Annotated in this window: 9 protein-coding genes; 1 reads left to right on the top strand and 8 read right to left on the bottom strand. The window is 43.1% G+C overall.

The genetic code is table 11. The features are described 5' to 3' along the window. Positions 1-54: 54 nt before the first annotated feature. Positions 55-774: a LytR/AlgR family response regulator transcription factor gene (locus tag G630_RS0118360; protein WP_026499410.1), complete on the top strand. Its 720-nt coding sequence runs from the start codon at positions 55-57 to the stop codon at positions 772-774. Here G630_RS0118360 and G630_RS23970 read toward each other — a convergent pair. The 8 genes from G630_RS23970 to G630_RS0118320 form a co-directional block, all read right to left on the bottom strand. Further along, positions 769-3,267 (bottom strand): HD domain-containing phosphohydrolase, encoded by a 2,499-nt coding sequence (locus tag G630_RS23970; protein ID WP_049946302.1) that lies wholly within the window; start codon positions 3,265-3,267, stop codon positions 769-771. The genes G630_RS0118360 and G630_RS23970 overlap by 6 nt on opposite strands. A gap of 14 nt (positions 3,268-3,281) precedes the next feature. Next, positions 3,282-3,662: a response regulator gene (locus G630_RS22815; protein WP_022760788.1), complete on the bottom strand. Its 381-nt coding sequence runs from the start codon at positions 3,660-3,662 to the stop codon at positions 3,282-3,284. Next, on the bottom strand, positions 3,655-5,367 hold the full coding sequence (locus G630_RS0118345) for an ATP-binding response regulator (RefSeq protein ID WP_155832032.1): 1,713 nt from the start codon (positions 5,365-5,367) through the stop codon (positions 3,655-3,657). Before G630_RS0118345 ends, G630_RS22815 begins: the two co-directional genes overlap by 8 nt. Before the next feature lie 116 nt (positions 5,368-5,483). Further along, positions 5,484-7,100, bottom strand: coding sequence for an ATP-binding protein (locus G630_RS22810; RefSeq protein WP_049946301.1), 1,617 nt, complete (start codon positions 7,098-7,100; stop codon positions 5,484-5,486). A gap of 5 nt (positions 7,101-7,105) precedes the next feature. Then, the gene (locus G630_RS0118335; protein ID WP_026499408.1) at positions 7,106-9,007 is read right to left on the bottom strand and encodes an EAL domain-containing protein; all 1,902 of its coding nucleotides are present in this window, start codon (positions 9,005-9,007) and stop codon (positions 7,106-7,108) included. Positions 9,008-9,111: 104 nt separating this feature from the next. Further along, the gene (locus tag G630_RS22805; protein ID WP_049946300.1) at positions 9,112-10,767 is read right to left on the bottom strand and encodes a L,D-transpeptidase family protein; all 1,656 of its coding nucleotides are present in this window, start codon (positions 10,765-10,767) and stop codon (positions 9,112-9,114) included. 268 nt (positions 10,768-11,035) lie between these two features. After that, the gene (locus G630_RS0118325; RefSeq protein ID WP_022761270.1) at positions 11,036-11,989 is read right to left on the bottom strand and encodes an ABC transporter permease; all 954 of its coding nucleotides are present in this window, start codon (positions 11,987-11,989) and stop codon (positions 11,036-11,038) included. A gap of 20 nt (positions 11,990-12,009) precedes the next feature. Continuing rightward, positions 12,010-13,506: a sugar ABC transporter ATP-binding protein gene (locus G630_RS0118320; protein ID WP_022761271.1), complete on the bottom strand. Its 1,497-nt coding sequence runs from the start codon at positions 13,504-13,506 to the stop codon at positions 12,010-12,012.

Here is a 13,506-nt window from a genome sequence, read left to right as displayed (position 1 = left end):
CACATTTTATGATATTATAATTAAATAAGAACATTATTTTATGAGGGGTTGCATATGGGTGCATCTGATATTCTAAAAATCGCTGTATGTGATGATGAAATGGCTCAAAGGCGTCAGCTTCAGTTCATAATCGATAAGGTTCGTCCGGGTTGTGAAATTATTCTTTTTGAGTCCGGCGAGGCATTCCTGGATGCTTTCAGGCCGGGTTTGTACGACCTTATTTTCATGGACATTCTAATGCCGGGCATGGGCGGCGTTGACGCAACCACAAGAATACGAAGTATTGACGCTTCCGTTCCGATAGTATTTGCCACATCCAGCCAGGATCACGCTATGGAAGGTTATAAAAACCGTGTAATCCGCTATCTGATGAAACCTTTTGATTCTACCGAGGTTTCCGAAGTATTGGAGCTCGCTGCCTCGATGAAACATACCCAGGGCGGTGTTTCAATCAGAGTGGGAGGGAAGGATATGACCTTTCCCTTTGAAAAAATCTGTTATGTTGAACAGAGTTCTCACACGCTTTATTTCCATATGGCTAACGGAGCAACCATTCAACTTACAGGTAAACTCGACAACATCGAGGCCCAGACTCCGGACGATTCCTTTATCCGCTGCCACAAGAGTTATCTTGTGAATCTCGCCCATGTAAAATCCGTGGACAAGGATCTTCAGGTACTCCAGATGAAGGACGGAGACTCCGTTCATATCAGAAGGGAAAGTGTTCGTGAAGCAGCTCGCATGCTCGCAGATTATTCCCTTAAAAACTTATGACTCTTTATCATCTATCATTCCTATTAGCACATCTACAAGAACCGGATCGAACTGTTTCCCGCGGTTTCGCTCCAGTTCTTTTTTTATCTTTAGGGGCGGCATTACAGAGGCATACGGTCGCTGCGAAGTCATAGCGTCATAGGCATCGGCAATTCCTATGATCCTGGCCTCTATAGGAATCTCCTCCCCTGCAAGTCCGTCCGGATATCCTGTTCCGTCATATCTTTCATGATGCCATCTGGCTCCCGTCGCAAGTCCCGGCATCTCTGAAATATTCCTCAGAATTTCATATCCTATTATAGGATGCTGTCTTACTATCTCGGATTCTTCCTCCGTCAGGCTGTCGGGTTTTCTCAAAATCTTCTCCGGAATGATAAGCTTTCCTATATCATGTACAAGTCCCATGTAATAGACATCCTGCTGTTCGGTCTCGCTTTTCCCAAGCCTTCTTGCTATTTCAGACGAGTATCGTGCAACCCTCATGGATCTGCCCGGATTGTTTATATCCCTGGAGTCCACTGTATTTGCAAGCGCGAGAAGAATCTGGGCAGACAATCCCCCACCAAGAGGAGAATCTGCGGCCTGCTGCATTCCCGAAACCGCCGGCGCACCATCTTTGTCGTCCGCAGTCTGAACAGGCATATTTTTGTACTCATCAAGACCCTTTTTCAAAGCAATGCAAAGTTCATCAAAGTGAGTCTTCAGAGCACCATGCCCCTTAGTAACGCTTTCGTAGCGGCCCTCTTTTAATGCATTTTCAATTGCCAGCGCCTCTTCGGATAACGAATCGGCGCCGATTGTCTTTGCCGTACTCTTTAGAGAATGCACAGATATAAGGTAGCTTTCCCAATTTCTGTTTTCCAAAAATCCCGCAAGCTCAGTACCTTTATCGCTGTCGGCAAACATCTCAACCTGCGACAGATAGAATTCCTCGTCGCCCATGCAAAAATCAAGTCCTGCAGTCACATTCATATCAGGGAAAAGCTCAGCCAGTGATTTTCTGTAAATCGTGACATCGGTCTTTTCTTCCTGCTCCTTATTTACCGGCGTGTTTTCTTTATAAAACAAGTGCTCCAGTGAAGCTCTGCTCTCAATCAGGTGTGAAGGCATCAGATCGATAAGAAGGTCGTAAAGCTTATCCGCAACCACAGGCTTTGAAAGATACGCATCAAAGCCAAGCTCCTTGAATCTCTCCTCATCTCCCCTAAGACCGCCTGCGGTCAGCATGATTACAGGGGCATCCTTACTAAGGCGCTCCTCTTTCATAATACTCAGCGTTTCAACACCGTCCATTATCGGCATCATGTGATCCATGATTACGAGATCATATGTCTTTTTGCGCAATTTCAAAAGAGCCTTCTGCCCGTCCACCGCTGTGTCAATCTGCGCCTCTGTCTTTTTCATTATCTTAAGCAGCAGATCCACATTCATTGCATTATCATCAACAACCAGAATCTGAGCCTTTGGCATAATCGGAACTATTGTTTCATCTATATCTGTTTCCAAAAGAGACGAATAGTCAAAAAGGCTGTTTATATCCACATCCTCTCCGGGATTCTGCGCAATCAGATTGAGTAGATTATTAAAAAAAGCTAAAAGGGTTTCGCCCGCACCTTTTATCTTAGAAGCATACTCCGACACCCTGGCTTCTCTTGTGTTTTCCAAAATCAGATTGTCAAATCCGAGAATTGAATTAATCGGTGTTCTTATCTCATGGGACATCTGTGACAAAAATTCACTCTTTGCTTCACTTGCTTCCTCAGCTTTTTTTCTTGCTTCCAGAGCTTCCTTCTCAGCCTTCTCAAGTTTTCCTATGGTCTTCTCAAGCCTGTGGAAATCCGGTGTCTCCAAAGAGAAAAACAGTACCAGCATCGCAAGTGATGCAGAAAAGAATATGAGGACCAGATTTGTAAGGAAAAACGTCTGAATAACATAAATTGCAAATACTATGGAAGTCGCTATTCCTATACTAAACAGCTGCAAAATTGTATAGCAGTCGTGGTTAACCGCAGTAAATCCGGTTGCCAATAATACATAATATGCCGGCAGAAGGAATGAACACGCAAGATAGAACGCCCCGAATGTGTAGCCATTTTCCGGCGAATACATATAAACATTACCGGTATAAACATTTTGAACCATCAGGAAACACTGCAGAATAACCACAGCAAGATTGATCTTATGAAGAAGTGTGTCCTTGATATCAACATTTGCACAGGCAACTATATATTCCGCATATGAATTTGCGGCAACTGTCGCAGACAAAATATTGAAAGCGTGTATCACATAATGTCCGACTACAGGAATCTCCCCTGTATAAATAAGTGTTGCCTCCGTTGCCACATCTACAATAGTCGCTATTGTAAGGTAATACGCAAACTTCCTGAATGCCTTAGTGGTCCTTGACGAATCCGTGTAAGTGATTGTCAAGAAAAGGCATATCATTAAGTTATATAAAATTGCTGAAAGCTCAAAGAACAGCCTATGAAACATCAGCCTGATCCCCCTTAATCAGAAACCTTTGCATACATTGAAATTGCAGCCTTAAGCATATTAAACTCTACCGGCTTCTCCAGATAATTAATAAAACCGGTTTTCTTCAAAAAATTCCCCTGAAAATCCGTGACACTCCCAAGTACAATTGCATTTGTAGCTGCGTTATCACCGGGATTTTTCTCCAGAATCATTTTTATGAGATCCGACCCAAGACTCCCCTTTAGGAAATAATCAATAAAGATCAGATCATATTTTTTTATGGACAACTGCCCAATAGCGGCATCCGGACCGTCTGCTTCCGTAACCTCAATGTTTTCAATCTTCCCAAGAAGTTCCGAGAGATACAGTCGCTCCGTTCCGGAATCATCCACGATTAAAATTTTCTTACTCACCCTTTTCCACCTGTAACTGCGTAATTATTGACTCTGAAAGCGCATTTTTTTCTGCTATAAATGTACCAATTCGTTCACGTAAAAGTTCAAACTCCTTTTTTCTGCATAACAGTTCAAGCTTTTCCGCCATCTTCACAAGACTTTCCGCACCTATAAGCTTTGCTTTGTGAATCTCCGACATGATGATCGCTATCGCCTCTTCATAATTTCCGCCCCTTACCGCCAAGGAAAGATCTGAAGAAACATCCTCCTCCGAATAGGAGATTAATATCTTTTTGTACAACGCCGTATCATGAAGAAGATATTCTCTGGCATTGGCCACGCGAAGCATCGGCAGCTTTTCCTGCAGATTCTCCCAGGCACTGATATCCATATCATCTCTGGCCTTTGCATCCTTCTTTGGAAGATACTTTTTAAGCACTTCCCTTACCTTATCCTCTGTAAAAGGTTTTGTCAGATATGCTGCGAACCCTTCATTTAAATACTTCTCTTCCTCACCCGTGATCGCATTGGCAGTCAGCATAATTACAGGAGTAATATCGCAAAGCCTCTCATTCCTAAGGATTTTCAGTGCTTCCACACCGTCCATAACAGGCATCAGATGATCCATGAAAATGAGGTCATATCTGAATTTTCTGACCTGCAAAATAGCTTTCTCACCATCGGTCGCCGTATCCACTGTAAAGCCCATGGGCGATATCATTCTTACCATTAGATCCAGATTCAGCGGCGTATCATCCACCACAAGTATCCTGATCTCCGGAGCTCCGGAAAGCCCTATACTTCTTTCGCTGCTCTCATCCTCCAGATATTCAAGCTCATCACCTCTCTCAATGAGCTCTGCCATGGAAGGCAATCTTCTTGGTCCGTTCTCATCAGTCTCCTCCGACACATAATTAAGCACATTTTCAAAGAAGGTCAAGAGTCGCTTCGCGGATATTTTTACACGTCTCGTATATTCTCTTGTCGCCTCCTCGTTTGTATCAGCCAGGATCAGATTCGAATATCCCATAATTGCATTTACGGGAGTTCTGATATCATTTGACATCTGTGCAAGAAACCTTGTCTTTGCACGGCTTCCTTCCGTAGCCCTGATATTTGAAGCTTCGAGTTCTCTTTTTGAAATGGACAATTCCTCCAGGGTCTTTTGAAGTTTTGCATAATCCGGAGTTTCCAAGGTGAGAAACATCACTAGTATTGCGAGTGATGCCGCAAAATAAGTGACCAGAAGACTTCTGTATACAAACATTTGGAGAGCGTAGAGTCCTATCATAAAGAAAAAGGTTCCAACGAGCGCATACTTCATCTTCTTGGCATAGCTCTCCGGATGACTCAGTATAAAAACCCCGCCATAAAGAATATAGTATAGGGGATACGCATACACTATCATCATAAAAAGCGCACCGGCCTTGGGCTGCCCGTTATCAAGATAATAGAAAACCGTTCCCGTAAAAATGTTCTGAATAATGATTACGGCATAAATTCCCAAAAGCACTTTATTGATAAATGCCCCTGTGGTCTTATTGTACTTATCCCCTACATAAGCTATTACATATCTTATGAACTGATATGCTCCTATAGTCGCCAGAACATAGTTTAATGTATTCACCAGGTACTTGATGGCTATAGGTACACCGGCGCCTATACTGATAAGTACTGCATCCACAATATCAATAACAGTACCCAGAAACACAAGATAAGCCAAAATTTTAAATTCTCGATTTACTCTTGTGTCTTCCTTATATTTCAAGCGGAAAAACACGCACAATATGAAGTTTAGCGGAACCGTTGCCAGCTCCAGAAATATATTGTATTTGAGTATCAATTCACACGCTCCCGTTGTGCAAGTATTGTTAACGCTTCATTCAGTTTTTCTTCCGTATCCAAAAGCGGAACATCTTTCTTTTTTGTCATAATATCCTTCACGGACATGCGTTTTATTTTATCTGCCGGGATATACTTTTGAAGGATCATCTCCAATTCTTTGAATGCCACCGGTTTTAACAGATAATCCGTAAATCCAAGCTTTTTATAATCACTCTTTGTTTCCTGAAGAGCTCCTGCCGTAAGAGCTATGCAGGGAGTCTCTCTATTCCTGATTTTTTCAGCGTCCTTATCCGAATTATATTTCTTCCTGTATTTTTTGCCCGAATTATATTTTCCTTTGTCATGCCCCGGCTCGTAATCTCCGCGGAGCTTTCTTATCATTTCACCGCCGTTTATTCCGGGCATTCTAAGATCAACAAAAATCACATCATAATCATTTTTCTCTGCAAGCTCCAAGCCTGTCGTGGCCGAGAGAGCAGAATCAACCTGTATACCTGTGCCATTAAGAAGTCCTTCCATAACCGCCAGATTCAGTTCCGCATCATCAACCACAAGCACTCTTGCCTCCGGAGCAGTGAAACTTATTGCAAAATGATTCTTGTCTGCGACATTTCTCGCATAGCTCTTCTCGAAATCTCCCACAGGTTCCCTTCCGGCAACCCTTTGTTTAATTGAAAAATGGAAATTACTTCCCTCTCCGTAGATACTTTCAACCTTCAGTTCAGAATCCATAAGTGATAATATCTGCCTTACGATTGAAAGACCTAGGCCGCTTCCCTCAATATTTTTTATCTTATCCTCTTCAATACGCTCGAAGGGCTTATAAAGCTTCTGTAAATCCTCTTCCCTGATACCTATACCTGTATCTCTTATTGCAACCTTGAGCAGAATCTCCTCATTATCTGATCCCGGGTTAACAGGCAGTGCCTCAAAATCCATGGAAAAATCAATTTCACCTTCATCGGTGTACTTAACGGAATTGGTAAGAAGATTTGCAATACACTGCTTAAGTCTGTCGGCATCACCATAAAGCCTTCGCGGAATGTTTTCATTAACAAATCCCTTAAGATCAAGTCCCTTGGCAAGCGCTCTCGGTCTGATAAGGCTCATCATATCCTCGATAACCGTGCCTACGTCGTACTCGGCAATGAACAGTTCCATTTTACCGGCTTCTATCCTCGAGTAATCCAGTGAATCATTTATGAGAGACAGAAGTGTATTTCCGGCAGAGCGAATATTGTACGCATACTGGCGAAGTGCAGGATCATTGTACTCTCTCAGAATAAGCTCGTCGTAACCCAGAATTGCATTAATTGGAGTCCTGATCTCATGAGACATATTTGCAAAATATTCCATTCTGCGCCTTGCCTCTTCCTCATCACTTTCCTTCTGTTTTCTCAGGACATCGTAAGCACTGTCTCTCTGGCTGGACATGTACACATATCCCGCAAGTACCAGGAACAATGCAAAAAGCAGCGTAAAAAACAAAACCCACAGTATTTCCCATCTGTAGGCAATTGCCACGCCGCCCAAAAACAAGCTGATCAGCATCAGAAAAACATATATTATAAACTTAACGCGATACGCGCTTAAAATATCCCCAATTTTCATTGTGATTAACCCTTCGCATATTTTTGGGCAAAGTCCTCAGCAGGAATAGGAGCAGAAAACAGCATTCCCTGCAAATAATCACAGCCAAGCTCCGTCATTTTCCAAGCCATCTCTTCAGTCTCAATTCCTTCTGCTGTTACCCCGAAATTCATCTTCTTAAAGGCCTCTACCATCATAGGGAGTATTTCATCCGGAGCGTTGCAGTAATCCCACACGATTTCCATATCAAGCTTTACATTTACGAAGGGGCTCTTCTTAAGCCTTGTCAGATTGGAATATCCTTTTCCGTAATCATCAAGCACAAATTTGAAGCCATAATTCTGCATCAGACGGATCTGTTTCTCCATCTGCTGCTCATCGGTCATGGACTCCTCGGTTATTTCGAGATGAATCCTGTCCGGTGTAATACCATACATATTGAGGGTTGATAAAAATCCCTTTCCCAAATCTGAGCGCATAAACTGTATGGGAGACAGATTCACATTGATAAAAGTCAGTCCCATTATATTCGCGTCATTTTCCGAAATAAACTGGCAAACCTTTTCAAATACCTGCTCTCCCAGCTGGTTTATTCTTCCATTCTTCTCAGCAAGGGGAATAAAAGCCGCAGGTGGAATGATATGTCCGTCGTTGTCCCGTATTCTGGCAAGAGCCTCAGCTCCGACCAGCTTCCTGGTTTTGGCAGACACAAGAGGCTGGAAGAATACTTCGACAGCCTTCCGGTCTATGGCATTTTCCATGCACCGCTTTACTTCTATTCTGTCCTGGAATTCCGAAAGCACATTTTCATCTGCCAGTATATTGAAATCGCTCCCGAGAACATCCGCTTTTTCCAACATTATCGAGATCATATTGAGGACCTCATCTGCGGAAAAATACCCTTCGGTACAATCTATAAGCGCAAAGCCAGCCTCCAGATAAAGTTCGGCATCGTCAGAGGTCCAGGGCAGCATGAATCTATGGCGGAGCTCCTCGTGAATTTCCTCCCAATCCATATTTACGCCGCCGAGAAGGATGAATCGTCCTCCCTGATTATAGAAATCCAGACAATCCGGATAATTCACCCTAAGATATGCGGAAATAAGTGCGATTCCCTGATCCATCTGAGTAGTACCGTATATTTCTCTTACATCATGGTAATCCCTAATAACAAATGCCAGAATTTTGTATTTACCGTGCTCCTCATTTTCTTCGATGTAGCTTCGAAGAGCCTTACTGTTAAACGCCATATTTCTGCGTTCCAAATAAAACTCCGGGTTACCGAAGGAAAGATAAATTATGATGAGTGCCATCAGGCAAAAGGTATCGTATAAAAGCAGCGTGGGTAATGTAATTCTGAAAATAGATCCGATTAGGATAATCGTATTAAAGCACAATATACTTACCCTCTCGTGCTTTCTTCGGATCCTCATCCTGAATTTATAGATCATGAAAAAAGAAGTAAACAGGTAGAAATACAGACACACGTAAATTGTAAAATGCAGCGGTCCGCGGTTATACCCGTTTTCATTAATATAGAAAATATTCCCGGTAAACATACCGGTTATTATTATTATCTGTTCTGCAACATAAGGAATACATAAAAGAATTGCCGCAACTTTATTCTTCCAGATATTGACCCTGAGAACTATAGTAGTCAGCTCAAAAAACAGGAAGATACGAAGTGCCAGCGAGAAAAAATAGACCGAATTTAATATAACCAGAAGCCACACCGGCAATATGTCATGCATATTGTCTGCCCAGCTCGAGATTATATCAAAAAGCATTACTACGCCTTCATTTATAAGAATAGCCAGATAGGTTTTGTTCAGTCTTACCGGGAGACGCGGAAGAGCAAAATAGTACCCCATAATTATGAGCAAAACCAGAAAGCTTGGAACAACAAGACTGACATTCCAATTAAGCATTTCTTTCCCCTCGGTTAATTAATACTTTTTCCTTCACTTGTAATAATTTTACCATAAATCCGGATTGGGTCATACCTCGCGGCAAAAATCAGAAGTATAAGGCATCAGCCCTCCGGTACAGTACTCTGTTCCTGTACCTCAGCATTCTCTCCAGTCGTTTCAGAAGTTGCTTCCTGAGTCTCAACATTCTCTCCCTGGACACCGGTATTTTCTTCCTGGGGCTGAGTAACTTCTTCCTGGGGCTGAGTGGTTTCTTCCTGAGCAGCGGCTGCTTCCTCCTCACGGACTGCACTTATAGGCATCTTAATGGTTGTAACTTCTCCTGTTTCGGGATTGGTCACCTCTCTTGTTACAACCTCCTCAGGCTCAGTCTTTCCTCCGTATACAAATACCGCTTCGCCCTTTTCCACAACCTCATAGATCTCAGCTGCTTTGGAAGTCGGAAGATTTATGCAGCCGTGCGAACCGTTTATAATGTAGTACCATTTTCCAAATTCCGATCTCCAGCTCGCATCATGCATACCGACATTTCCGTTAAAAGGCATCCAGTACTTAACATCCGAAGCATAGTTCTCTCCCACAAGCGTCGCATCTCTCTGCTTGTAGGTTATCGCATAGCTGCCCGTAGGAGTAGTACGTCCCTTATTCACACACCCTGAAACAAAATCGGAATCAATAACTGCCACACCATCTTTATAAACCCAAAGGTGCTGAGCAGTAAGGTCTATCTCCACATATGAATTACCCCAGTCATTTTCTCCGTAAGCTGCTGCCGTTCCAAAGTACACAGGAGTTCTGTCTGTCTTCTCTCCGTTTTTCACAGCCTCGATAAGCTCCGAGGTCTCAGTTGCTCTGTCCATCCACCAGCCATAATCTCCACCGGTTATAGTAACTTCTTCACCGGTGTGGGAAATGATGGTACGGTTTTTTCCAAACGAATCATACTGGCGCGCCATACTGTTTACGAATTCCCTTACCTTTTCGGGATTCAGCGTGACACTTGTGCCGTCTATGTCGCACCATTCCTTTATCTTTGTGCCGTCCACCACAAGCTTCTCATCACCGAAGGTATAGGTAATGATTGCCTTGCAATAGTTGTTAAGGCTGTCTCTATATGCTATAAGTTCCTCATTATCCTGAAAAATCGTAGGTACGTTATAGCACTCATCGTCAATCGTAACTTCGGGTTCAAGAACATCAAGCGCTGCAGTAATCTTTTCTACAACCATATCCTTTATGGGGGACTGTCCCTGATCCTCCGGAACTATATAAAATCCGTCTTCGCCGGACTCATCGGGAATATAAGCATCCACAGGCTCTCTGACATTTTCCGGAGCAAAAAGATTAAGCGTTTCTATCTTTTCCTCCAAAGTCTGCTTCGAATAAACAACTATGTTATCAGTTGTAAGCCTTGTCTCCTTGAAGAAATATGATGGCCACAAAAACGGATTCTGTGACTTTAATGCTCTGTCAAACTGACCGTCAATCCTCAGCGACAGACTGATGTCGTCGGAAGTTATAGTGTCCGTGATACCGCCTCTTGAATTAATTACAAGCGAATATCGCTTAATTCCGTCGGTTACTTCTTTTTCTATATCTTTTGCAGTTAATTTATAAGCAGGAATATCATTAACATATGTGTTACAGGAAAAATGCCCCATAAAGTATACTGCAAATCCTATATAGACAAATGCAAGTATTCCAAAGGTAATTGCAAGAATTATGCCTGCTATGTTTCCGGCTTTTCTTTTGTTACTCATTTTTTCATTTACCCCTCAAATCTTAGTGCCATGCACTTCGCAATAACCGAAGCGCCTTCAAGTCTATCTTCTTATTATATAACCAGGGCCCTTAAATATCCATTCCAATTATTTTGCCTTCCCCCTTCGGGGGCGCTCGACGTCCGGGGGACGTCGGTTCAGCGCGGACCGAAGCGGAGCGTAGACAAGGTGCCCGAAGGGCGGATGAGGGGCTATAAAAAGCGCTTCCGGACCAATCCTCCGGAAGCGCTTATCCCCTAACAAAACATCACTTAACTATCATTCCCGTTTCTCTGTCTGCAAAAACCGCAACCATTACAAGGAATACGATACCCATTATGAGCTGCTGTGTTTTGGGCTCTATTCCGAGCATTACAAGTCCGGCTGTCAGAATCTTGTAGGTAAGAGCTCCAAGGATTATGTTATAAAACTTAACCTTGGCCCCACCGTTTACAGGCATTCCGCCAAGTACCAGCGCTATCATGATCTGCGTCTCCAGCTGGTTACCTGCCGTTGATGTAACGGAGCCTACCTTGATACTGTTTATAAATGCCGCAAGGCCTGTTATCATACCCGCTGCCATATATACCAGCATCTTGGTTTTCTCAACTCTTACTCCCGCAAATCTCGCTGCGGTTTCGCCGGCGCCTATAGCCTTAAGTCTGTTGCCGAGACCAGTGTACTGGAATGCCACAAACGCACCCACAAGTATCAGTACGGTAAACACCAGATTAAAACCGATAGTATTATAGGAAGTGATATTTGCCACACCGTAAACAGGGCTCTTGGTCGTAGCATAGGCCACCATTCCGCGAAGCAGATACATATTGCAGATAGTAACAATAAAAGATGTGATCTTGCGCTTTACGTTAAAAAATCCGTTTACAAGACCGATAATTCCACCTGTTATAACTCCGCATATAACCGCGAGCACAATATTTATATTTGATAAAAAACAAATTACAACAGAACATATGCCGAGCATAGAGCCTTGTGAGAAATCAAGTCCGCCCATAGTCATTACCATGAACACTCCCACGCAGGCTATAAGAAGCACATATGACTGTGACAAAAGAAGCTTTAAGTTTCCTGCCGTATAGAGCTGACCGCCGGTAAGAATCGCAAACAACACCACAATAAATATGAAACCTGCAAAAGGCATTATATTTCTTACTATCGGCCTCTCCATGAAGGGAACCTTTATTTTTTTCTCATTCTCCATATCTTCCTCCATCCCGAAGCTTATACCATCTTTGCAATAAGGTCTGTATCTTTAAGTTCTTCGGATCGTTTGAATTCACCGTTCTTTCGTCCGTCCTTCATGATGATGATACGGTCCGCCATACCAAGAAGCTCCGATATTTCTTCCGAGATCATAATGATCGACTTTCCGTTCTTTCTCATCTTATCCATCATCTGATAGATATCAGCCTTAACCTTGACGTCAATTCCTCGTGTGGGAGAATCGAGAATGATTATATCCGAGTCTTTCCCAATCCATCTGGCCAATACAACTTTCTGCTTATTACCTCCGGAAAGAGCCGACATAAACTGATGCACACCTTCCATCTTGGTACTCATCTGTTTTGCAAACTTCTCGGCAAACGCCTTCTCGTCCTTCGCGTGAAGAATGTGGTTTTTCTTGAGGTCCTCCAGGGACGGCAGACAGATGTTATCCTGAATCGTATCATTGATTACAAGTGACTCGTTGTCCCTGTCCTTCGAGGCATAAGCTATGCTGTGGTCGATGGCGGATTTGATATCATTTATCTGCGTACCATCAGACAGAGTTACGCTTCCCTCTCTGTCATAGGAAGCACCGAAAAGAGCTTTTCCGACTTCATGCATTCCGCACTCCGACAGTCCGCCGATTCCGATAATCTCGCCCTTGTGGAGCTCAATTGAAAAATCTTCGATCTCACCCGGCACAGTCAGATGCTCACCCTTAAGGACCACTTCACCCGATATCTCCTCATTGTAATCCGTGCGGTAGTAGTTGTTACTCATCTCTCGGCCTACCATGAGCTTCTTCAGATCATCGGTAGTTACACTGTCACTTTTTACGGTATCAATAAGAACACCGTCTCTTAGTACGCTGATACTGTCCGACTGCTCAATAACCTCATCAAGATCGTGAGAGATGAAAATGACGCATCTTCCGTCATCCTTAGTCTGCTTCATAACTTTGAAGAGCTCTTTTCTTCCCTTCTCGCCAAGAGCCGTTGTGGTCTCATCCACCACAAGAACCTGCGGCTTAAAGTGTGTAGCTTTTACGATTTCTATCAGCTTCCTGTCCTCGAAATTATATTTATCGATGATGTCCGTCGCCTTTATATAGCTGAAGCCGTAGGAATCAAGAAGTGACTGAGCTTTTTTATTCATGCTCTTTGTGTTCTTTACTTTGAACTTCGTAAACTCATCCTCTTTTCCGAGGAAGATATTCTCAGCCACGGTAAGTCCAGAAAGCGTTCCAATCTCCTGTACAATAATTGCGACACCTTGATAATTACCATCGACCTGATTTTTAGCATTTACTTCTTTTCCATTTAATGTAAAGGTTCCGGTATCCTTGTGATAAATACCTGTAAGACAGGATGTAAAGGTTGATTTGCCGGAGCCGTTTTCACCGATCAGTGCATGCACCTCGCCCTTGCTAAAGTCGAGAGTCACATGATCGATTGCGTGAGTAACGCCGAAATTCTTATCGATTTTCTCGGCATGTAAAATAACTTCGCTCAT

Source organism: Butyrivibrio sp. WCD2001 (assembly GCF_000424485.1).
Lineage (GTDB): Bacteria > Bacillota > Clostridia > Lachnospirales > Lachnospiraceae > Butyrivibrio.
This window is presented reverse-complemented; position numbering and strand designations above follow the sequence as displayed.